At 58.0% G+C, this 21032-nt stretch carries 22 protein-coding genes; 15 read left to right on the top strand and 7 right to left on the bottom strand.

The window, feature by feature from the left end; all coding sequences use genetic code 11:
- Window positions 1–25 precede the first annotated feature (25 nt).
- From glnP to AWT76_RS03655, 12 genes are all read left to right on the top strand, one after another.
- Complete coding sequence (glnP, locus tag AWT76_RS03715) at window positions 26–682, top strand: glutamine ABC transporter permease GlnP (RefSeq protein WP_072245030.1); 657 nt, start codon at window positions 26–28, stop codon at window positions 680–682.
- Window positions 679–1410, top strand: coding sequence for a glutamine ABC transporter ATP-binding protein GlnQ (gene glnQ / locus AWT76_RS03710; RefSeq protein WP_072245028.1), 732 nt, complete (start codon window positions 679–681; stop codon window positions 1408–1410). The genes glnP and glnQ overlap by 4 nt, the downstream gene beginning before the upstream one ends.
- A complete protein-coding gene (locus tag AWT76_RS03705; RefSeq protein WP_072245025.1) occupies window positions 1403–2431 on the top strand; it encodes a C45 family autoproteolytic acyltransferase/hydrolase in 1029 nt (342 codons plus the stop codon). Before glnQ ends, AWT76_RS03705 begins: the two co-directional genes overlap by 8 nt.
- Window positions 2379–3317 (top strand): MurR/RpiR family transcriptional regulator, encoded by a 939-nt coding sequence (locus tag AWT76_RS03700; protein WP_072245024.1) that lies wholly within the window; start codon window positions 2379–2381, stop codon window positions 3315–3317. Before AWT76_RS03705 ends, AWT76_RS03700 begins: the two co-directional genes overlap by 53 nt.
- Window positions 3318–3748: 431 nt before the next feature.
- Window positions 3749–4381, top strand: coding sequence for a tyrosine-type recombinase/integrase (locus AWT76_RS03695; RefSeq protein ID WP_072245022.1), 633 nt, complete (start codon window positions 3749–3751; stop codon window positions 4379–4381).
- 89 nt (window positions 4382–4470) lie between these two features.
- The gene (locus tag AWT76_RS03690) at window positions 4471–4722 is read left to right on the top strand and encodes a type II toxin-antitoxin system RelE family toxin (protein ID WP_072245020.1); all 252 of its coding nucleotides are present in this window, start codon (window positions 4471–4473) and stop codon (window positions 4720–4722) included.
- Between the two features lie 11 nt (window positions 4723–4733).
- On the top strand, window positions 4734–5078 hold the full coding sequence (locus tag AWT76_RS03685; protein WP_072245019.1) for a helix-turn-helix transcriptional regulator: 345 nt from the start codon (window positions 4734–4736) through the stop codon (window positions 5076–5078).
- 556 nt (window positions 5079–5634) lie between these two features.
- Window positions 5635–6156, top strand: coding sequence for an ankyrin repeat domain-containing protein (locus AWT76_RS16635; protein ID WP_141655869.1), 522 nt, complete (start codon window positions 5635–5637; stop codon window positions 6154–6156).
- A gap of 44 nt (window positions 6157–6200) precedes the next feature.
- Window positions 6201–6632, top strand: a complete 432-nt coding sequence (locus tag AWT76_RS03670; RefSeq protein ID WP_141655868.1) for a hypothetical protein — start codon at window positions 6201–6203, stop codon at window positions 6630–6632.
- A gap of 145 nt (window positions 6633–6777) precedes the next feature.
- Window positions 6778–8004 carry an IS256 family transposase gene (locus tag AWT76_RS03665; protein WP_072245012.1) on the top strand — a complete coding sequence of 409 codons (1227 nt, stop codon included), beginning with the start codon at window positions 6778–6780 and terminating at the stop codon, window positions 8002–8004.
- A gap of 118 nt (window positions 8005–8122) precedes the next feature.
- Window positions 8123–8578, top strand: a complete 456-nt coding sequence (locus tag AWT76_RS03660; RefSeq protein ID WP_218055469.1) for an ankyrin repeat domain-containing protein — start codon at window positions 8123–8125, stop codon at window positions 8576–8578.
- A 1-nt stretch (window position 8579) separates the two neighbouring features.
- The gene (locus AWT76_RS03655) at window positions 8580–9059 is read left to right on the top strand and encodes a hypothetical protein (RefSeq protein ID WP_072245009.1); all 480 of its coding nucleotides are present in this window, start codon (window positions 8580–8582) and stop codon (window positions 9057–9059) included.
- A gap of 458 nt (window positions 9060–9517) precedes the next feature.
- On the opposite strand, the gene tnpC (AWT76_RS03650) is transcribed toward AWT76_RS03655, so the two are convergent.
- Window positions 9518–11245 carry an IS66 family transposase gene (gene tnpC / locus AWT76_RS03650; protein WP_072245006.1) on the bottom strand — a complete coding sequence of 576 codons (1728 nt, stop codon included), beginning with the start codon at window positions 11243–11245 and terminating at the stop codon, window positions 9518–9520.
- A gap of 620 nt (window positions 11246–11865) precedes the next feature.
- Here tnpC (AWT76_RS03650) and tnpA point away from each other — a divergent pair.
- The 3 genes from tnpA (at window position 11866) to tnpC (AWT76_RS03635) (ending at window position 14409) form a co-directional block, all read left to right on the top strand.
- Window positions 11866–12324 carry an IS66-like element accessory protein TnpA gene (tnpA, locus tag AWT76_RS03645; protein ID WP_072244159.1) on the top strand — a complete coding sequence of 153 codons (459 nt, stop codon included), beginning with the start codon at window positions 11866–11868 and terminating at the stop codon, window positions 12322–12324.
- Entirely contained in the window at window positions 12321–12674 is a 354-nt protein-coding gene (gene tnpB, locus AWT76_RS03640; RefSeq protein WP_072245004.1) for an IS66 family insertion sequence element accessory protein TnpB, read from the top strand. Before tnpA ends, tnpB begins: the two co-directional genes overlap by 4 nt.
- A 64-nt stretch (window positions 12675–12738) precedes the next feature.
- A complete protein-coding gene (gene tnpC / locus AWT76_RS03635; protein ID WP_072245002.1) occupies window positions 12739–14409 on the top strand; it encodes an IS66 family transposase in 1671 nt (556 codons plus the stop codon).
- 758 nt (window positions 14410–15167) lie between these two features.
- Here the strand turns inward: tnpC (AWT76_RS03635) and AWT76_RS17260 are convergent.
- The 6 genes from AWT76_RS17260 to AWT76_RS03605 form a co-directional block, all read right to left on the bottom strand.
- Entirely contained in the window at window positions 15168–15362 is a 195-nt protein-coding gene (locus AWT76_RS17260; protein WP_072245000.1) for an antitoxin VbhA family protein, read from the bottom strand.
- Between the two features lie 297 nt (window positions 15363–15659).
- A complete protein-coding gene (locus tag AWT76_RS03625; protein WP_072244999.1) occupies window positions 15660–16193 on the bottom strand; it encodes a hypothetical protein in 534 nt (177 codons plus the stop codon).
- Window positions 16194–16563: 370 nt separating this feature from the next.
- Entirely contained in the window at window positions 16564–17115 is a 552-nt protein-coding gene (locus AWT76_RS03620; protein ID WP_245638764.1) for a metallophosphoesterase, read from the bottom strand.
- Window positions 17116–17135: 20 nt separating this feature from the next.
- The gene (locus tag AWT76_RS03615; RefSeq protein WP_072244997.1) at window positions 17136–17945 is read right to left on the bottom strand and encodes a metallophosphoesterase; all 810 of its coding nucleotides are present in this window, start codon (window positions 17943–17945) and stop codon (window positions 17136–17138) included.
- A gap of 29 nt (window positions 17946–17974) precedes the next feature.
- A complete protein-coding gene (locus AWT76_RS17255; protein ID WP_407071416.1) occupies window positions 17975–18358 on the bottom strand; it encodes a DUF6634 family protein in 384 nt (127 codons plus the stop codon).
- Between the two features lie 109 nt (window positions 18359–18467).
- A complete protein-coding gene (locus tag AWT76_RS03605; RefSeq protein WP_176699328.1) occupies window positions 18468–20591 on the bottom strand; it encodes an AAA family ATPase in 2124 nt (707 codons plus the stop codon).
- Window positions 20592–21032: the final 441 nt, after the last annotated feature.

The raw sequence follows: 21032 nt of genomic DNA, 5'->3' as shown, positions 1-21032 counted from the left end.
GCAGGTCATTCACAAGGGGGCGCTTATGGAAGTCAATTGGCTGATCATTCTCGATTTCATTCCGCAGCTTATCAAGGGGGCGCAAGTCACGGTTCAAATCACGGTTCTCGGACTTTTGGGCGGCGTTGTTCTGGGCGCAATCGCAGGACTGATGCGCGCCTATGGCAATGCGCTGATCAACGCGATTGCTTTTGTCTATATCGAGGTCATCCGCGGCACACCCATCGTCGTGCAGGTGATGTTCCTCTACTTTGCTCTTCCGGTTCTGGCCTCGATCCGCATTGACCCGATGACAACGGCAATTCTGGCCATCGTCATCAATGCAGGCGCCTATATCGCGGAAATCGTGCGGGGGGCGGTGTTGTCTATCTCCAAGGGCCTGACAGAGGCGGGCCTCGCGATCGGTCTGCCGCGCTGGAAGGTCATTGTCCACATCGTCGGGCCGCTGGCGTTCCGCAGGCTTATTCCGCCTTTGGGCAATCAGTTCATTGTCAGCTTGAAAGATACATCGCTGTTTATCGTGATCGGCGTGGGTGAGTTGACCCGCACAGGACAGGAAATCATGGCCGCGAATTTCCGGGCAGTGGAAATCTGGACGGCGGTGGCGATCATGTATCTCATCATGACGGGTTTGCTGTCGCTGGCGCTTCGGATGGTCGAAAAACGCATGAGGATCCTATGAGTGACGCCATCATTCAGTTTCGCAATGTGTCCAAGCATTTCGGCCCGCTCAAGGTGCTTGATGAGGTTGATCTGGACATCCACAAGGGCGAGGTTGTCGTGCTAGTCGGCCCGTCAGGATCTGGCAAATCAACCCTTTTGCGCTGCATCAACGGGTTGGAGAAGATCACAGGCGGTGATCTGATCGTCAATGGCATGAGCTTGTTGGGCGGCAACAAGGTGATGCGCGAAATCCGTCAGGAAGCGGGCATGGTCTTTCAGCAGTTCAACCTGTTTCCACAAATGACCGCGCTACAGAACGTGGCCTTCGGACCGCAGCAGGTGCGCGGGTTGAGCCGTGCCGAGGCGCGCGAACTGGCCAAGGATTTGCTGGCCAAGGTGGGGCTTGCCGAGAAGGCAAATCACGAGCCCTCGGAATTGTCGGGTGGCCAGCAGCAGCGTGTGGCCATCGCGCGGGCGCTGGCGATCAAACCAAAGGTCATGCTGTTTGACGAGCCGACTTCGGCGCTGGACCCGGAGCTGAAGCAGGAAGTTCTGAATGTGATGCGCACGCTTGCTGCCGAAGGCATGACAATGGTGGTGGTCACGCATGAGATGGGATTTGCCAAACAGGTCGGCACGCGCCTGATCTTCATGGAGCATGGCAAGATCGCCGTGGACGGAACCCCGCGCGATGTCATCGACAATCCACCCAATGACCGGATGAAGGATTTCCTGCAACATGTCTGAAGCCTCTGTTGTTGAACTGGGATGGGTTCGCGCCACTGGCACTCCCTATGAAATCGGGGCTGCACTGGGGCACGCAGGGCGGGTAGCAGTGCATCAGCGTCTTCGGCCGCTGGACTATTGGCAGGCCGTAACAGATGAGCTGCATCTTCCAATTGTCACGCGACTGGCCGCGCGCACCCAAGCCCTGTTCCCGGAAATCCATGCAGAGTTGCAGGGGTTGGCAGATGGATTGGAACTGCCGTTCCTGCAGGTCATGGCGTGGAACTGCAGAGGTGATCTGATGTCAAATGTCCCGGATGGTTGCACCACCGTGCAACTGCCAGGGCCGACGGCTGTGCTTGCGCATAACGAAGACGGCCTGCGCGAATTGCATGGCAGTTGTTTCATCGCAGAGGTCACAGACACCAATGGTCACGGTTTCCTTGCAAGTTGCTATCCCGGCTCCTTGCCGGGCCACACGTTTGCAGTGACCCGCAGCGGTATTGCACAAGCGGTGAATAACCTGCGCCTGCGCAATGTCCGGCCGGAGATTCCGCGTATGGTCCTGGGGCGCGCAGCTCTCGCCTGCATGACCATCACCGAGGCGCTTGACCTTCTTGCCCGCGAGAATGAGTGCGGCGGGTTTCATTTTACCTTGGCGCAAGCTGGCAACACGGGGCTTCACAGCGTCGAATTCGGTGGTGGAGCCTTCTCACACAAAATCATCGAGACCGCGTCGGGCCATGCCAATCACGCGCTGCATATGAACCTGCCGCAAACGCAGATGATAACCGCCTCATCAAGAGATCGGCAAATGCGCGTTCGGGAATTGCTTGAGATGGGCGTATCGGACGCGCTGCGCATCCTGCGCGATACTGGTGGGGCTGGTCTGCCCATCCATCGCACATCCAGCGACGACCCCGACAAGGAGAACACGCTTGCTTCGGCTATAATTTCTGTCAACAACACTGGGGTAAGCTGGAAATTCTATGACCAATCCTCCCCCGAACCCATCTACACTGGCGAATTCATCGCTTCCTGAACCGCCGCAGACTCTGGTACAGCTACGAGAGTTGATGCTTCGTATATCGCGCGGTGAGTCGGAAATCGTGCTTGGACCGAAAGCCCGCGCTGCGCTTGCGCGTATTCTGGACCTGCAGGGCAATCAGGCGCTGTTGTCGATCACATCGCTCGCCAATGCGCTGAGTGTAAATCCGTCAACTCTGACACGACTTGCGCGCAGTCTGGGATATTCCGGGTTCGGGGCGTTTCAGGAGGTTTTGCTTAATGCCTCGATGGCTCCGCCCGGTGCGTTCTATAGCCATCAGGCGGAAAAGGCACTGTCTGGGGGCGTGGGACAGACGACCGAGGCATTGATGCTTTTGTGTCGCGAAAATCAGGCCAATATTGACCGGTTTCTATCAATGTATGACGACGCCCAGTTTCACAGCGCCGTGTCACTTATTTCAAATGCGCCAAGGGTCATGATCTATGGAATTCGCCAGTTTCATGCCTTCGCAACTTTTCTGGTCTATGGGCTGCGTCTAATACGCTCGGATGTCCATCTGCTGGATTCCAATGCGCTTGGGCTCGCCGAGGGGATTGCCTCGCTCGACAAGGAAGACGTTCTGATCGTGTCAAGCTGTGCACCTTATTCGCGCGTAGTCACGGAAGTTGCGCGCGCGGCCGCGACAAAGCCGGTGAAGATTGTCGCCATTACAGACCGCGCGGATTCGCCGTTGATCGAGGTGTCGCAGGCCGCAATCCTGGTGCCGCATGAAACCCGATTTCTGTCGAATTCCCTGACCACATTCATCCTTGCGGCGGAATGTCTGATCAATGCCTGTGCGACCGCAAGACCTGTGGAAACGAAAGCAGCTCTGGCCGAAAGAGATAGCTTGATCAGGGGTTTGAAAATAGAGCTGTGATCATACGCGATGCGGACCTTGTTCGGGAGCGGTTAAAGCCTGGTGGTCAAGCGGCCCGCTTTGAGACGTCCAGCCTTCCTTAAGGGACAGCGTACCGAGTGACGGCAACCCAGTGCGCGGCCCGCGGTGACCATTGACCATCTCATTCGCCGCCTGGAAACGGCGGTGCAAAATTAGGCCACGATAGCGGCGGGATCATCCCGCTGCGGGCAGGTTATCCAAGCCAGCCTTCCAACTGGTTGATCCAGCTTTCAGAGGTTTTGCACGGACTGAATGGCCGCTAACTTTGGCCGGGCCCGATCAACCGCGTTTGCAACGAACGGCAGCTTGCCGCCCGATACGACGAATCATTACAGAAATGTAAGGCGGTGGTACGCTGCACTGTCGGCCTAGCCGAGGACGTGGCGGGTTTGGAGGACAGGAGAGAAGCCATGTCCATCGAAACTTTACCTGCCCTTCGCCCCACCCGTGCCCCTTGGAACAAAGGCCGCATCATTGGCCAGAAGCGGCCACTTCTTCCCAAGCATGTCTGGTCCATCCGTGTCCGGCTGGAAATGGCGGACAACAGGCGCGATCTCGCGCTGTTTAATATGGCCGTCGACAGCAAACTCCGGGGTTGCGATCTGGTCTGCCTGAAGGTGAACGACGTTTACGCCGCAGGCCGTGTCAAGGAACGTGCTTCGGTCACGCAGAGCAAGACGCGCAAACCTGTCCGCTTCGAGATCACCGATACGACCCGCGCGTCGCTGGAGCGATGGATCAAGGATCCCGAAATGATCGGCTGTGAGTATCTCTGGCCAAGCCGTCTACACGCCAGCCCGCACCTGTCGACGCGGCAATATGCGCGGATCATGCGCGATTGGGTGCTCTCGATCGGGCTGGAGCCAAGCGCTTACGGCACCCATTCGATGCGCCGTACCAAGGTTGCCCAGATTTATAAGAAGACCGGCAACCTTCGCGCAGTCCAACTGTTGCTCGGCCATACCAAGATGGACAGCACTGTGCGCTATTTGGGCGTTGATCTGGATGATGCGCTCTCCTTGTCGGAAGGGATCGACCTGTAAGCTGTGCCTGGCCGGTTCAGGCCGGCTAGGCATGTCGCCAAAAGCGACATTTTCTTGACTTCGCGCTGCGCGTCGCTTAAAGCTACATCATGAAGCAGATCAGCTACACGAAATCCGCCATCAAGGCATTGCGACGGATGCCGGCGAACACGGCGATGCTGATCCGCACCAAGATCGAGGCATATGCGACAGACCAGGCCTCGCAGGCAAACAACGTGAAATCCCTGAAAGGCCGAGAGGGGATAAGACTGCGTGTCGGGGATTGGCGGGTGATCATGGATGATCAGGGCAATGTCCTTGCCGTGCTGGACATAGGCCCTCGGGGCGGCATCTACGACTGAAAGGGCATAACATGAACGAGATGGTGACAATTCCGCGCGAAGAATATGAACGCCTGCGGGCCGCGGCCGATGATCTGGCCGATCTCCAGACCTATGACCGCGCCAAGGCCGCACTTGCCGCGGGCGAGGATGAACTGATCCCCGCGGATTACGTGAACCGGCTGCTGAACGGCGAAAACGCGCTGCGCGTCTACCGGGACCTGCGTGCGATGACGCAAGCTGCCCTTGCCGAAAAAGCGGGTGTGAACCGCGTGATGGTGGCCGAGATCGAGACCGGTCGCAAGCAGGGCTCGGTCACGACCCTGCGGGCCTTGGCCAATACGCTCGGCGTAAGCCTCGATGATCTGGCTGAGTAAGGCGGCCCAAAGCAGCCTTTCAACCATGCCTACATGGTGCAGTGCGGCTTCACCGAACCGGCCATTCGTCCATTGAGCAGCATTTTCGGAGGGTGAAGGTCGGCAGAGCGGGACATTCGCGGTCATTCGCTGCGCTTGCACGGGAATCCTTCGCGCTTGCGGCGTAACTGACATGGAGGGCGGAAAGTGTGAATTCGCTGGGCGTGCGTAGTGGTTTTGGTCTTCCGTAAAAGCAGACACTGTCATGCCGCAGAACCGGGCACAGTTCCGCGTATGACGGTATTGGGCTTGGGTTATCGGAAGGAAGAATCGCCGTTGACATCTGGGATGGGTGCGGCAACGGTCAGAAAAATGGACAGCGCCCGATCTCCCTGACGCGGTTACGCGCCCTCAATACCAATGTGACCGGATGCGACCGTCTGCCACAACTGCGCATGCCGCCGGTGTAGGTTGGCAGGTTCGCGAATATACTGGGATTTCAGGATGAGCCGAAACCAACCCAGTAAGCAAGCTGGTCTTTAAAAAAACGCCACCGTCGGAAAGGCAATTATCCTTGATGTATAGTTACATCCCCTTAATTGCTCTGCTTCTTCTGCCGGGCTGCGGTCTAAAGCAGTGCCAGAACGGGCAACATAGTGCATCGATTGGAGGAAGCGTCATCGCCGACATCATAGAGAACCGCGACGCCCCAGGCAGAGAGGGCCATCCGCAGATTTTCGAGGCGATCGAGGACAGGAACCATGATCGCGTTGCCCGTCTGATTGCCTCCGGTGCCAATCTCGAAGCACGTGGTTACGCGCAGGGTACACCGATCCTCAAGGCTGCTCTGACCCATAACTGGACCATGGCCGAAATGCTACTGGCAGCGGGAGCTAACCCGATGGTGCCCGATGAATTCGGCATTACGCTGCCTGCGGTTGCGGCCCGGTCGCGTCTTAACCCCGAAAGCGACGAGGGGCAGGCATTGGCGCGGGTGCGGAAGATTCTGGTCGAGCGCGGCCTGATCGGATTGGTCTTTCCGCCCGATCAGGTTCGCGCGATGGTCGCCGAGGGGCGCTGGCCGCCAGATCCGCAATGAGGGGAAATCGCGCCATTATGTATGCTATGTTATTGGCACTGAAAATGTTTCTGCCTAGTGTGGCCATACCGCAAACGCATATTGATATAACCGCCAAAGGCCGTGACGGGCTGCCGGGGATCTTCTGGTTGATCAAGGAACGCGACGAGGCCGCTGTCGGGGCATGGCTGGATGCCGGCGGTGATATCGAGGCATGGGGCTATCATCGTGCGACCCCTGTGCTGGCCGCCGCGATCGTCGATAACTGGCCGATGGTGCTGTATCTGATCGAGCGTGGCGCGCGCATGGATGTGGCGGACGGGCGTGGCTTCACGCTGCCTTACCGCGCCAGTTCGACCCGCATGGACCCAGATGGCATCTTTGGCCCGCCGCTGAATGCTGTGCGAGCGCATCTGGCGCAGGCGGGGCTTCTGAGCCGCATCTACGAGCCTGCGCAGGTCCGCGCGATGGACGCAGAAGGGGACTGGCCACCATGAGTCTCCGGCTGATCGGACAAGGACTTATGGCTGGTAGCTTGGTGGGGTCGTGTCTCGGAGTTGGTGGAAATTCGAGGGCGGCGTAATCTCCGGGTGAACTGACACCCACCCAACCGGCGGCTGCAACCGCCAGGGAGATCACGCCATGAACCAGATTACCGACACTGCGAGCTTTGCGCTACTGGCCCATGAGGCCGGGTTTGACCCGATCGAGGATCGGTTGCGGGCGAACGTCCGTGCGACCATCGAAGCCGTGTTCGAGGAGGAGCTTGCCAGCTTCCTCGGCCGTCTTCGCTATGACCTGGGCGATGGAGTCACGAAAGGGTATCGCCACGGGCACCGAGAACGGCAACTCACCGGCACCTTCGGGACTGAGACGGTCATCGTGCCTCGCGCCCGCGTTGCAGATGAGACAGGCAAGGTAACGGAGTGGCGGTCGAAAGCGCTGCCCCGATACCAGCGGCTGACGAAGAAGGCCGAGGCCCTCATCGCAGCGGTCTATCTCGCAGGTACGAACACCCGGCGCGTCAAGCGAGCGCTGTTCGGGCTGTTCGAGGGTGCCGTCAGCAAGGACGTGGTCAGCCGTGCCTGGCGCAAGGTGAAGGTCGACTGGGACGCCTGGTCCGCGCGTAACTTGGCCGACGAGGATATCGTCCGGCTGATCCTCGATGGCACCGTGATCAAGACCCGGCTGGACCGGAAAGCCACGAACATCTCGGTGCTGGCCGCAATCGGGGTGCGCCGCGATGGTCAGAAGGTGCTGCTTTCCATCAGGAATATGGGCGGGGAGAGCAAGGCCGCATGGCGGCAGTTCCTCGATGACCTCGATGCACGGGGCTTGAAGCGGCCCGAATTCGTGATCGTCGACGGCGCCCCGGGACTGGAGGCCGCCCTCGTGGCGCTGTGGGGCGAGGACCTGCCGATCCAGCGCTGCACGGTTCACAAGCATCGCAACCTCCTGGCCCATGCCCCGAAGCACCTCCACGACGAGTTGACCGAGGACTACCGCGACATGATCTATGCCGACACCGCGGCCGAGATTGAGACGCGCCGAAAGGCCTTCCTGCGCAAATGGCGGCTAAAGTGCCGTGCGGTCGCTGACAGTCTGGAGGAAGCCGGAGATCGGCTCTTCACCTTCACCCGCCTCGACCCGTCACAATGGAAATCGGCCCGGACCACCAACGCCATCGAGCGCCTGAACGGGGAATTCCGCCGCCGCATCAAGACCCAGACCGTGCTGCCCTGCGCAGAGACCGTGCCCATGCTGCTCTGGGCGCTGCTCGCCTCCGGCCAGATCCAGATGCGCAAGGTCGATGGCTGGGAAACCTTGTCTCAGCCCCTCGAACCCATGCCTCTTGACCTCGCCGCCTGAGAAACCGAAAGATCACATGCCCGGAGATGGCCGCCAGGAAATTTCCACAGCATTCGCGACACGACCCTTGGTGGTGCTGTTCGCCTCTATTGGATTTACCAGAGAGTTGCACACGACCATGACAGAAACAGACATGCATGCGCTTGACGTCCGCGGGCAGTCGATCATCTTCCAGCATGTCATGGAGGAAGATACCCAGCAGATCACGGCACTGCTGGACGCCGGCCTACCCATCGACATCCGCGGCTTTCAGGACTCCACTCCGGCCCTTTATGCTGCCATGGCAGATATCTGGCCAGTTGTGCTGTTCCTGCTGGAGCGCGGGGCTGATCCGATGGCGGCAAACCGGTTGGGAATGACCCTGCCCTGGCTGGCCACCACATCGCGCATCAACGGCGATGGACCCCGAGCGCGCGCGCTCGGAGATGTTCGCGCCGTGTTGGCCGACCGGGACCTGCTGTCGTGCGTCTACCCGATCGACGAGGTTCGCGCCATGGTAGCCGAGAGGCGTTGGCCACCCGCCCCGCAACGAAGGATGCCTGCGCCCGCAATGGCATCATCATGTGAGGACTGACATGAAGTGGGATATTCGTGGCTATAATGGCATGGGACCGCTGTATTTGGGGATGAACGCCGCCGAGGTGGCGGCGATCCCCGTCATGGGGGCCCCTATGCGCACTGACCCCGCCTATGACGGGTCGCTGGTGGAATTCCGGGGCATCGACCTGCCGATGTGCAATTATGTGGGCGGTGTTTTGGTGACCATCGACACCTCGCGGCGCGTGGCCGGGGTCTGGTTCGGGGACATGAACATCTACGAGACGCCGCCGCGCGAAGTCCTCCAGACGCTTGAACGCGCGTCGGGTCAGGTGTTTCTGGGTCTTGGGACGGTCCTGTTCATGGGCATCGGTCTGAATGTCGGGGGGGTCTATTTTGAGGATAGCAACGAGTTTTTCGACCCGACAAGGGATCAGGACGACCGTGGTGTCGCGGTCTTCCAGTGGGGCGCATTCGATGAGTTGCTGCACGAATACAAGCCCTTCACCTTTCTGTAAGGCACGAAGGCACCGGTCGTGGTGCGCCCGATCAGGTCCGCGCAATGGTCGCCGAAGGGCGCTGGCCACCCGCGCAGTAAGACATCGGTCAATGGTAAGCGGTGCATAGACCCCGTGGGGCAACAAAATCAGTGGGCGGTTTCTGGATGGGATGGCTCGTGAAGGATTGTTCACGAGGACGATTCGTGAACTATTGCCCACTTCAAAGCATCTGTTTCGAGAGTTATTTCGGAGGAGATGGCGGGTTGTTGTGTGTGGCCAGATAGGTGGTCCACTGGCAGCTTGGGTGTTCAACAAGGTCACCGGTTCCGAGCGGGTTGGCTAATGTTTGCCATTCCTCAAAGCGGTTCGTCCGATTGATGATTATCGGCGAATCCGTCGATGCAATGGGTTTGGGCTGGAACCCTTGGCAAAGTTCCGGTGCTTGCGGCCTTCGCCGTCAAAGGCTGTACAAACAGCTATTTGATGAAATGCCCGCTCGGACAATGCCACGGCATGAGTCGAGTATGATCAATGTCTCCGCGGCACCGCTCAATCTCTTCGACCGCCCAATTCAGGTAGGACCTTGGGTTCACCCTATTCAGCTGGCAGGTCTCGATCAACGTAAAATAGGTTGCCCAGATTTTTGCCGCTTCATGTGAACCTGCAAACAGTGAGTTCTTTTTGGTGAGGGCGACAGGCCGGATACTGCGTTCAATTGTATTGCTATCGATAGCGAGGCGCCCGTCAAACGCATATTTACAAAGGGCGTCAAAGGCTTTCAACGTATATTGGATCGCGGTCGAAATCTGCCCATGAGCATCGCTTTGATGGTGCAACAATTCGGATTGAATGGATAGCAGAATTGGCAGCGCCTTTTCCTGCCGGATTGCTGTGCGGACTTCCTGCGGTTTTCCGATAATGTCTTTTTCAATCTTGTACAAACTGCCAATCTTCCTGACGACCCGCTGAGCCAACGGGCTGCCTTGCTGCTTTAAGGCATCCATGAACTTGCGCCGGGCATGCGCCATGCAGCGCACCGAGATTATCACATCATTGCCGCGTTTGGTGTCAAACAGGGCATTGTAACCCGAATACCCATCTGTTTGCAGGTAGCGCACGGCACTATTGTCGAGCATTTCATGTGCAACACTGCCGCTGCGTGTCGGCGCATATTGGAAATAGACCATCGGCTTTGCGTGATCGTTCCAATTGCGTTCGTCATTTCCGATCGCCCAAAGGTAACCCAAATCGCATTTGCCTTTCGCACTCTTTTGAACAGGTTGAACGCGAATGGGTGTTTCATCCATGAAAGCGACCTCGCACTCTCGGATTTCCGAAAATATCAGATCGGCAACTGGCCGCAAAAAACCTGCGAGATGAGCGATATTTCGATAAAGGGTTGATCGAGAAATATTGAGATTTTGGGCACTGAGCCGACGCTCCATGCGATATGGAGTGGAATGTTCATGATACTTTTGAATGGCCGCCTCAACCACAAGGCCCGCCGATAATGTCCGCCCGCGCATGATAAAGTGTTCCGACTTCGCCGCGACTGGCCCATGATCCTTGCACCGCTCCTTGTTGCAGGCGCAACGATGATAAACCTCTTTGACGATCTTGACATGTTCGGGGACCAGAATTGTCCGTGTCGTTGTCTCTGACCCAATCGAAGGCATCTCACTCCCGCAGCCACGGCAGGTGCGATTTTTGGGGAAATGATCAACTGTTGTGATGGGAATGTCTGTTGGGACAGTTCGTGCCCGTCGGCCTTTGGCCTGATCGGCATCGTCAACCAGGCCCTCGTAGTCCTCAAAGTGATCCTCAAACATATCTGTCAACAGTTCAGGTGCAACCCGCTCAGAGCTTTGACCAAAATGCATTTCCCTAAGCTTTGCCAAACTGCCCTTGGTTTTGCGCAAGTCTCTTTTCAAAGCGGTTATCAACCCCTTGGAAGCTTCAATTTCAGCCTCTATTGCGGCATGGGCTGCAAGAATGTCCGTTATGCTCTGAGCGATGCTGCCGTGAATCTGGTCAGGCACACCTGATAGCGAATTCATGGCTTGCAGAAGGCGATTGCAGATTTCACCGACTGGACTGTAGCCACGAGCTGCCTCATCGAGATCGTCTTGCAACAAACGGGGGGCAGTGTTGGCTGGCTCCGTTCTGGCCTTCTTGTCAGTCTGCGGCGTGGTTTTTTCAGGCATATAGTGCTGCTTTATACTATGCTGTTTTTATTCAGGGATGAGGCGTGTTCAAAAGGGCCGCCAAAGCGTCCTGGGTTTGGGATGAGAAACGGTCATGCAACCTTCATTTCCGGCACGTGCGAATACGTGCGGATGGCCGGGTCGATCAGATTTGCGAGAAAGCCGAGTGGAATTCGGCGGGCTTAAACCATAGGTTGAAACTTGCGGAGCGCCGCCCGTTTTGCTACCTTGCCATAGTCAGTTTGGTTGGCTTTTGCCTGCCTTCAAAAGACAACGTCGGGATGCTCCAGCATCCCGGCGTTTTCTTTTCCGTTCGGTCCATGCTGATTTTTTCCGCTCCTTTCTCCTGGGACGTGTTTTGCGGCCGGAACGTATGACAAATAAATAAAAAATTAAATAAATTAATGGCTTGGGTGGGTTTGTGCGAAAAACGGAAATCCAATTCTTTCTCAAACTGAATTGGATGGGCTGAAATTACACGGCTTGTGGGTGGTTGGCTGGAGTTCACAATCGACAGTAGGTGGATGGCGGTAAGCGACGGCCACGCCCCATTGATTTGTCCTGTTCCTGACGCGTGGCATGCCTGCGAGAAGGTCTGCGCGCGCAGATGGAGGTTTCGCATGGCGGATGGTGGCGACGGATTTATGGGTCGGTGTGAAATTGTTGAACCGCGACGGCGCAATCGCCGATGGCCATCGGAAGTGAAAGCGAAGATTGTCGCGGAGAGTTATCAGCCTGGGGCGCGGGTTGTGGATGTGGCACGCAAATACGATTTGCTCCCACATCACCTGTCAGATTGGCGTCGCCATGCCCGACAGGGTCGGTTGGCTTTGCCGGGTGACCTGATGGATGCGCTGAACGGATCGCCTGCGTCGGAGGCGGCGGAGCCTGCCTTTGTGCCGCTGTCAATTCTGCCCGAGCCCATGGATCAGCCGGTGTTTTCCACGGCCGCGGCCGCGCAGGATGGCTCTGGTGTGCTGACGATTGAGGTCGGGTCCGACCTGCGCTTGCGTATTCCCGGTGATGTTACAGTGGAGCGCGCGGCGGCGCTGGTGCGTGCATTGCGCGGGGCGACATGATCGTCGCGGGTCAGAGGCTGCCGATCCTGATCGCGACGAAGCCAGTAGACTTCCGCTGTGGGCACAACGCTCTGGCGCTGATCGTGCAGACGGAGCTGAAGCTCGATCCGCATTCCGGGGTGACGGTGGTGTTTCGGTCAAAACGCGGGGACAGGTTGAAGATCCTTGTGTGGGATGGCACCGGAATGGTGCTGATCTACAAGGTCCTGGAACAGGGCAGCTTCGCCTGGCCGAAGATTCAGGACGGGGTTATGCGGCTGTCTCGGGCGCAATTCGAGGCTTTGTTCGAGGGGTTGGACTGGCGGCGGGTGGTGGCGCAAAGGGTGCTGGCACCGACTGCGGCAGGATGACTCAGCGGGTCGAATTTGGCATTGTTTTATTGGGCTTTCTGTTCCGGATCTGGTAGAAGGGCGCATGTCGCAACCACTTGATCTCAGACAGTTTCCAGACCTGCCGCCCGAGGTGGTGAATGCCTTTGCCGCCCAAAAGGCAGCGCTGGACGCCGCACAGTTTGAGGCGCGGGTTGAACGCGCGGCACGGCAGCATGAACAGGCAGTGGTAGCCGAAAAGGAGGCCTTCATCACCGAGCTGAAGGCGCTGATCGAGAAGCTGGAAGGCCAGGTTCAGGACTACCGGCGCACCAAGTTCGGGCCGAAATCCGAGAAGCTGGACCCCGCCCAGCTAGAATTGGCGCTGGAAGATCTGGAAACTGCCATCGCCGAGACACAGGCGCAGATCGCCGCTGTCGAAGACAGGATCGCGGTCAGCGAGACAGACCCCGACAAGCGCAAACCACGCGCACCCCGCAAGGCACGGGCACTGCCGGAAAACCTGCCGCGCACCCTACGGGTGGTCGAGCCTGAAAGTATCGCATGCCCCTGCGGCTGCGGGGACATGGTCAAGATTGGCGAAGACCGGAGCGAGCGGCTGGATTACATCCCGGCGCGCTATCAGGTGATCGTCACGATCCGCCCGAAATACGCCTGCCCCAAGGGGCGCACAGGCGTGGTGCAAGCCAAGGCGCCTGCGCATCTGTTGGAGGGCAGCTGGCCCACCGAGGCGTTGCTGGCACAGATTGCCGTCTCCAAGCATTCCGAGCACATGCCACTGAACAGGCAGGCCATGGTCATGGCGCGGCACGGGGTCCCGATCGACCGATCCGTATTGGCCGACTGGATGGGCCGTACCGGGGCGCTGATCGCACCTGTCGTTGACCACATGGCCAAGCGCCTGATGGCCGAGAGCACGCGGCTTTACGTCGATGAAACCACCGCCCCGGTTCTCGACCCGGGGCGTGGAAAGACCAAGACTGGCTATTTGTGGGCCGTGTTGCGCGATGATCGCGGTTGGGGTGGGACTGCGCCGCCGGGTGTGGTGTTCCATTATCGTCCCGGACGGAAAGGCGCGTATGCCGCCGAAATCCTCGACGGCTTCAACGGCACGATCCAGGTCGATGCCTATGGTGGCTATACCCATCTGGCCACATCCAAGCGCACAGGTGGCGATCCGCTGCAGCTGGCTTTCTGCTGGGCGCACGGCAGGCGCAAGCTGATCAAGGCCAAGCCGAAGAAGGGATCGCCCATCGTGGACGAGGCGCTGTTGCGGATCGCGGCGCTTTACAAGATCGAGGACGCCATCCGGGGGCTCGACCCGGACCGCCGCCGGGCTGTCCGGCAGGAAATGTCCCACCCGCTTGTCGATGAATTCTTCACTTGGCTAAAGGCACAGGCCGCCCGCGTCTCGCGCAAATCCGACCTCGGTGAGGCCATGGCCTACATGCTGAAACGGCAGGACGGCTTCAGGCTATTCCTCGAGGACGGACGCGTCGACATCGACTCCAACCTTGTCGAAAACGCCATCCGCAGCCCGGCCATGAACCGCCGCAACGCGCTCTTCGCCGGCCACGACGAGGGCGGGCGCAATTGGGCCCGCTTCGCCAGCCTGATCGGCACATGCAAGATGAACGGCGTCGAACCCTATGCCTATCTGCGTGATCTCTTCACCAAGCTGGCCAATGGCCATCTCGACAAGGGCATCGATGCGCTGATGCCATGGGCATATGCCCAGCAGGACAAGGGTGCATAGGGAACTCGTTGCGTAGTACATTATGAGCTACTGCGCGCCCTCCGATCCGCACCATCTCACCAAAGCGCAAGCCCGGAACCAATGGGGCGTAGCCGCCGCTTGCGGATGGCGGAGCATTTGATGCTGAAAAGAATGCGAATAGCTGGCTTCTTGACCATGCTCTTCATTTTTCTGAACCGGAAGATCGACCAAAACGCCTTTTCCGGCGCACTCGGCCGCGTGAGCCCAGCTATTCGAGCTATATGATTCGATCAGAGGCAACAAAGAGCCTCGCTCCGCAAAAAATGCGAAAAACCTTATTATCGCAGCCGAAGCACGCATCTTTCACGAAGGAACATACCGATACTGCAAGCTGCAGGGCGGTGGTCGGCTGGAGTGATGAGTGTTGTTTTTGCATTTCTTGGTTGTGCAGCACCCCAGGAAATTCCGAATATGACCAGTGTTGCGAAATTCCATCTCGCTCTTGCGGCGCATGTCTTGGTCAACGCAAGTAGGTCCGCTAGAATGTCACCGGGGCTTCAGCCATGGTTTCGAACGCCTCGAGATAGTGATCAGGTCAATCACTTGCACAACGCGCCCATGTCATGGGCAGGTTCCAGGAGAGCTGTCCGTCTGTTCAAGGTGGGCCAGGTAAGACTAAAGTGGCCCCGGAGGATGAAGTGGGGCTCGAGATCGCCGGGTTGACATGTGAAAATCGGGGTTGCCCCCTGAATACCTGACCAACATTCTTGTCAGATGTCGAGCAACATGGCGTATTTTCAGCTCGTGAACCTGCTCTCCGCTCTCGCCCTCAGCTGAACCAGATCGATCTCACCAGAACAGAACCTGTCGAAATCGCGAATGGTGCCGGGATCGACCGCCAGCCCCGCCAGCCTTTGTGCCGCAATTGCTTCCGAGGCGGCGTATTGTCGATCCTGTGCGACCAAAGGGTCAAGGCGCTTGCGAGCGCACACTATTATGTCGCCTTTGCTGCCCGAAACCTGCAATGAGCGTATCCGAACAGGCGGGAGGCAGCAGCACCCGGATGGGGTTCAAGCTGTGACAATGGGCACTGGATGCTGCGCAAAACCCCATTGACGACCGGCGCCTTTCCGGCTGCTTTAGGGACGAAGTAGACCTTGGCCATAGATTTTTGGATGACGGCTTTACGTCCAAAGCAGATCTCGGACGCAACGAATATGTCTCCAATGTCGCGTCTGCAATTTGGGTGGAAAGTGGGATGCCATTTCTGCGCGAAATGCGGACCAAAGCTATGTCTTTTGAGTCACCGTCCAGCGCTTTCGAGTAAGAGAACGCCATCCACCAGTCTCCTTTTCGAACATATAGCCCGAGGCCTCTGCCGAGGCTTGGAGGCGGTCAATAACAACTTCCGAAGAGCAATTGGTCCATGCCGGCGCAAACATGGCAACGTCTCCAGCGGGACCATGCACCACTTTAATAGAACGGCCCCCGTAAAGGCTCGCATCGTGCAAGGTCACCGTGGTGACATCGGCCCAATCCAATTCGACAACCTTACTGCCCCTGAACACCTGTTTCGTCTCCAAACGGAAGCCATCTGACCGAAAACGCAAACGCGCCGCATTCATCGGCGAGCTCCGCAGGAGTCGGAGAGCATGCAACAAGAGAATGCTCCCCATACCCACAAAAACCGCAACCAAAGGCCACTCACTGCTCCCCATCAAGGTGTAGTTGTCGTAGGCAATAAGGAGAGAGGACAACGCCATAATCCCGATCAAACCTGCGGCGATCTTGTTCAAGTGCGGATTTGGTTCGATGTCCTTCATGTCAATTCACTATCTTGAAGCATCACAAGCGCAACCAAATTCATTCAACATGTCTTTCCATTATTTTGCTTTGATCGTGTCGATTTTCCGTCAAGGGATCAACATCTGATGGCAGGATCAATGTTGGCGTGAGGCAACCGGAGGGGTGCAGGGCACGATGAGGCAAATGTCGTGATCGGGTTGGATTTGAGACGAAAGCTGTTTCTTAGCATGCAGTATCGGACAGCGGCGCAAAGCTGCCGTCGGCGCGCAGCCCAGCATCCGACACACTTGGCTCTTTTCGACGCCTGCCCGACGCGGTTCTGTCACTCCATCGCGATCCAGATCGCCCGTGGATCATCTTCTTGATTGAGAACAGCCAAACCCGGCATCAGATTTCCGCTCCGGGTTCCACCTGTCCCCACAAAGGGTTCACCTCGAGCCCCGCAGCTCGCTTCCTGGCTTCTCGCAACGTGACCGGCCGGAAATCCCACTGGTCAACCCCGATATTGACACAGTTTCGCGTGCCCGGAAAATTCTGGTGGACGTGGCCGAACAGCTGGATTGAACCGTGCCGAGCCCCGGGCCATGTCACCATCGGGTAATGGCAGAGCACGGTTCTGCTGCCTTGATCGTTGATTTCCAACAGATCATGTACCGACGACCAATCCTGTAGGCGGCGAACCCATGGTTTGTCATGATTTCCGACGATCAAGTGCTTCCGACCAGGGATCGATGCAAGCATTTCGGACAGCCGATCTGCCATGTTGACATGGCATACTGCGAGGTCACCCAAGACCCACAAATCGTCCCCCGGACCGACAGTGGATTGATAATTATGCAAAATTTTCCGGTTCATCTCGTCGACGGTTTGAAACGGTCGATTGCAGAATTTCAGGATGTTCTCATGGAAGAAATGCGGATCAGCTGTGTAGAAATTCATGATATTCCATAAGCTTAATGTCATTCGAGGTTTTGAAGGTCGATCAATCCTCGCCGCAATATCTGCCCTTCCTGCCCAGTTAGGACCTGGTCCGGATACCCAAGGCTGACGTTCCGCAAAAGGGTGCGCCCAATGACTGTTTCGGCTTGGAAATGGGTGTGACCGAACATCCACGCCTCGGGCTGATGACGCTGAATCAGGCCGGTCAGGTCCGAGCCATAGATCGGGTCGAGTTCGCCTGGCGTTGCGCTGATCAACTGCGGATGCGGGCAATGGTGCGTGACGACCACCGTCGGTCCGAGATGGGACTGGGGCAGCCGGGTTTCGAGCCATGATCGATGATCCTGATGAATTGCCGCTGTCTCGTATGGCCTGATGCGGCGGTAGCCGGCGCCTGCGTTGCGGATGTAGCGGTAGTCGTTCATGCGGGATTTCGCGATTGCTTGCGACGCTGCGACGTCGCCATGCAACGCAAAGTCGGTCCACAAAGTGCAGCACAGAAGCCGCGTGTTGCCGATCACGACTTCCGATTTCTGCAGGAAATGTGCTCCTTCCGATCGAGCGATTTCGGCCAGGCGGTCCTCACCGTCGAGTTTGAAATCGTAATAATCGTGGTTCCCAGGCAAGATGTGAACCCGCCCGGGATCGATGTATCTCGAAAGGTGTCGGATCGCGTATTTCCAGCGGATCCGCGGCTTGTTCGTCAAATCGCCAGCGACGATGACGGCTTCGATACCGGACCATGCCGCCGCAGACAGCCCCGCAAACGGGTCCCGGCCGGCCTCGGTCCACATGTCTAAATGCAGGTCTGCAATAATCAGTACCGTCATAATTCACCTCTTCTTCAAAATCTGCCAGATCAGCCGAGATCAACCAGCTCTGCATCGCCGCTGATCAATCCACCGGCTTGCATTCGGCGCAGTGTTGGCGGGGCAAATTCTGAGAGCAAGTAGAACCGGCTCCAGGTGCGTGCCCATCGGAATTCCCTGTCCAGCTGGAACACCGATGAAGTGACAATAGGTGCCCCCCACTCAAACCGGGGGTGTGCGGCTGCATATCCTGTTAACTGGCAGTATGCTGAGGCGGGGCGGCGCACGAGAGCCCAGCGGCAGAGCTCTGGCGCACCTTCAAGGTCCCCCTCACTCGGGCAGCTGGCATCCAGCCGTTTGAGATGGTGAAGAAGGTCGACCAAGCTGGGCGTCCTTGACCCATGCTCCGGGAACCGGAGGAATTCCTGGTACATCCGACGAAACACTGGGGGCAAAGTCGCAGGGGTCTCTTGATATTCCGGATCATCACGCAGCAAGGTTTCGGCAACCGTTGAGATCAGATGCCGCATCGGATGGTGAGGATTAAAGTGATTGCGCATCGGGTGTTTCCTTCAAGAAATCGCGTTCAACATGCCGGGTTTCGCAGCCCTCACATTCCGCGGGGCTCATGGTGTGGCCTGTTCCATTGGGGACGCCAGACAACAGCGCAGAAATCGCCGTTGCATCCAGATCCCGCTTTTCCATCAGAACCCGGGCGATCCGCTCAATTTCCGCCTTTCGCTCCGCCAGAAGTCGCTGTGTGCGGGTGTCGGCCTCATTCAGCCGGGCCTCGACCCTAGACCGAATGTCGCGTGGTAGCAGATAGAGCGGCGTTTCCGGGTCGATCCAGCTCAGGGATGTCCCGAAACCATAGCTGGTCTCTGCTGCGACAGCGAAACGCGTCGCCAGGGCGAGATCACTGGTCGGGCCGCTCCCGGCGCCCTGGCTGATCACGCTGAAGACCAACCTCTCCGTGACCCGCCCTGCCAGGGCATGAACAATCATATCGCTGATGGTTCCCGGGAGTTTGCATGTGGGGTGTGGACGGGTGACAAGTCCGCGAATTCCGGTAACGCTGACATGTGTGGCAGCGGGAAGTCCCAGAAGATGGCCGGCCAGCAGGTGTCCGGCTTCATGCACGCTGATCCGCCAGATGACGCCAGGCTCCGGCGGGGGCTGGATCGCGTCGGCGGCGGCCAGCAGGTGCCCGAATGACAGCGGGCTGCGTTCTGCGCGGGCACGCGTCCGCGCATCCCTGACCATCGCCGCGATCTCCGCTCCGCTCGCCCCCAACAGCTGATCGCAGAGCCTGTCGATCCCTACTGGATCAACCTTCAGTCCAGAAAGTAGGCCTTCGAGCATAGAAAGGATCCCGGACCGGTCCGGCCGCCCGACGTGGATGTGCCGGTCAAACCGGCCGGGCCTGATGACGGCGCTATCGACGCGTTCGACGTTGTTGGTCGCGGCGATCAGAATGACGCCGGGCGTCGCCGACAGCCGGTCAATCTGGGTCAGCAAGCCGTTCACCACTCCGATGATGTAGCCATTCCTGGAGCCGGTTTCCCGGTCACGGCTGTGAAAAGAGTCAATCTCATCAATGAAAAAGACACTGGGTGCCGCGGAAATGGCGCTTTCAACGGCGGTGTTCAGAGCTTTCAGCATGTCGCCTTGGTGCCCGAATTTTTGACAGTCTGAATATGAAGTCTTCACGAAGCTGATGCCCGCTGACCCTGCCAGCCCCGCCGCCATCATGCTCTTTCCGGTGCCAGGGGGACCCAAAAGCAGGAAGGATTTCGTCACATCGGACCACTTCACCGCCCCGGACTGATAACTCCGCAGATCTTCAACCACTTGCCGCAGCGCCTTGAGCGCTTGCGGCTGTCCATGGACATCATCGAGCGTGACCCGCGTCTGGGTTTTATGCGAAGCTGCACGATCAAGGCGTTCGATCGCGGTCCTGATATCCTCCGCCGCAAAAATGCTCGACATGGCGACATCGGACAGCTGCGCAATCGTCGCATCCGGATGCTGTAACGCGACGGATGGGTCGTTGAATTGAAACGCCATCACCGCTTGCAGCATCTGCCGCGAAAGGGGAGGAAGTCGGAGGGTCGGTTGCATCGCAACGCGAAGATCATCCGGGATCATGTCATCCGCCGTCATCACCGCGATGACTGGATTTCCCTGCAGAATATCTGCCCTGAGGCTTTCAAGAACACCTTTCCCAGTGCGCTTGCGTGTCACGTCATCATCCGCACGGATCGCAGGATCAGGCAAAGCCGGGTCACGACCGATCAATCGTGGCAGAATGGTCCGGATATCGGTCCTGTCGCATTCAACGGGTGCGACAATGACTTGCAGGCTGCCGCGTGGCGGCCGAAATGACGTCAAGCCCGCATTGGCCAGCATGGAATGAAGCCGCAGCATCAGCAACGCATCCAGTAGGTCCCGCGGGGGATTGCGCATTTCCGGTGTCTGAACGCTCGGGGTTTCGTCTTCGTCAAGCTCCTCATCTTCAACCAGCAAGAGTGTCGTGGTTCCCGCAGAGCGGAGCTTTTGAAGATGAGCCAGAACAGCCTCGAGGCCCGGAAGCGTCGTATCAGTCCGGCAGAGATCGGACGTGCTTTCCACCTTTGCGGTGGATCGTTTTGCGGATTTACGTGTCATGGGGGATATCCTTTCGAAATCGCGAAAGGGCACCGGGCATGGCATGCGCCATGCGTTGATCTGTCATGTTCTGAGAGAGGTGGCCATGCGGCCGCAACGATCCGGTGCCCGTCAGAAAAACGGGTCAGGCGTGGACGGATATCCGTATCGAATTGCGGCGGCGGGTCATGGTCGATTCGCTCCTTTGTGTGACTTCAAGATAGCCACGGCCGCACCCTGAGTCCACCCCCTAACCACCTGATAAAATGTGGTTTTTCCGCTTGGATTTCTCGCAAGCGATGGCGAAGGGATTACCCTTTGAAATGGTTTGGATTATTTGGTCGAGAGGGCAGTTTTTCGCAAAACTGATGTGGCCCCTGTATGAAAAGGCTGCGCCGGGCTGGCGATGCCCAGCATACTCGACATTTTCTCGGGATAAGGCCTCGGTGTCGCGTATTTTCG

It is taken from the genome of Roseibaca calidilacus (assembly GCF_001517585.1).
In the GTDB taxonomy this organism is placed as follows: Bacteria; Pseudomonadota; Alphaproteobacteria; order Rhodobacterales; family Rhodobacteraceae; genus Roseinatronobacter; species Roseinatronobacter calidilacus.
Note: the sequence above shows the minus strand (reverse complement) of the source record. Positions and strands in the feature narration are given on the sequence as shown.

Bases quoted from the DNA above. Each gene is read 5' to 3' on its own strand.
- glnP (WP_072245030.1), top strand. From the start codon at position 26: ATGGAAGTCAATTGGCTGATCATTCTCGATTTCATTCCGCAGCTTATC.
- glnQ (WP_072245028.1), top strand. From the start codon at position 679: ATGAGTGACGCCATCATTCAGTTTCGCAATGTGTCCAAGCATTTCGGC.
- AWT76_RS03705 (WP_072245025.1), top strand. From the start codon at position 1,403: ATGTCTGAAGCCTCTGTTGTTGAACTGGGATGGGTTCGCGCCACTGGC.
- AWT76_RS03700 (WP_072245024.1), top strand. From the start codon at position 2,379: ATGACCAATCCTCCCCCGAACCCATCTACACTGGCGAATTCATCGCTT.
- AWT76_RS03695 (WP_072245022.1), top strand. From the start codon at position 3,749: ATGTCCATCGAAACTTTACCTGCCCTTCGCCCCACCCGTGCCCCTTGG.
- AWT76_RS03690 (WP_072245020.1), top strand. From the start codon at position 4,471: ATGAAGCAGATCAGCTACACGAAATCCGCCATCAAGGCATTGCGACGG.
- AWT76_RS03685 (WP_072245019.1), top strand. From the start codon at position 4,734: ATGAACGAGATGGTGACAATTCCGCGCGAAGAATATGAACGCCTGCGG.
- AWT76_RS16635 (WP_141655869.1), top strand. From the start codon at position 5,635: ATGTATAGTTACATCCCCTTAATTGCTCTGCTTCTTCTGCCGGGCTGC.
- AWT76_RS03670 (WP_141655868.1), top strand. From the start codon at position 6,201: ATGTTTCTGCCTAGTGTGGCCATACCGCAAACGCATATTGATATAACC.
- AWT76_RS03665 (WP_072245012.1), top strand. From the start codon at position 6,778: ATGAACCAGATTACCGACACTGCGAGCTTTGCGCTACTGGCCCATGAG.
- AWT76_RS03660 (WP_218055469.1), top strand. From the start codon at position 8,123: ATGACAGAAACAGACATGCATGCGCTTGACGTCCGCGGGCAGTCGATC.
- AWT76_RS03655 (WP_072245009.1), top strand. From the start codon at position 8,580: ATGAAGTGGGATATTCGTGGCTATAATGGCATGGGACCGCTGTATTTG.
- tnpC (WP_072245006.1), bottom strand. From the start codon at position 11,245: ATGCCTGAAAAAACCACGCCGCAGACTGACAAGAAGGCCAGAACGGAG.
- tnpA (WP_072244159.1), top strand. From the start codon at position 11,866: ATGGCGGATGGTGGCGACGGATTTATGGGTCGGTGTGAAATTGTTGAA.
- tnpB (WP_072245004.1), top strand. From the start codon at position 12,321: ATGATCGTCGCGGGTCAGAGGCTGCCGATCCTGATCGCGACGAAGCCA.
- tnpC (WP_072245002.1), top strand. From the start codon at position 12,739: ATGTCGCAACCACTTGATCTCAGACAGTTTCCAGACCTGCCGCCCGAG.
- AWT76_RS03625 (WP_072244999.1), bottom strand. From the start codon at position 16,193: ATGAAGGACATCGAACCAAATCCGCACTTGAACAAGATCGCCGCAGGT.
- AWT76_RS03620 (WP_245638764.1), bottom strand. From the start codon at position 17,115: ATGAATTTCTACACAGCTGATCCGCATTTCTTCCATGAGAACATCCTG.
- AWT76_RS03615 (WP_072244997.1), bottom strand. From the start codon at position 17,945: ATGACGGTACTGATTATTGCAGACCTGCATTTAGACATGTGGACCGAG.
- AWT76_RS17255 (WP_407071416.1), bottom strand. From the start codon at position 18,358: ATGTACCAGGAATTCCTCCGGTTCCCGGAGCATGGGTCAAGGACGCCC.
- AWT76_RS03605 (WP_176699328.1), bottom strand. From the start codon at position 20,591: ATGACACGTAAATCCGCAAAACGATCCACCGCAAAGGTGGAAAGCACG.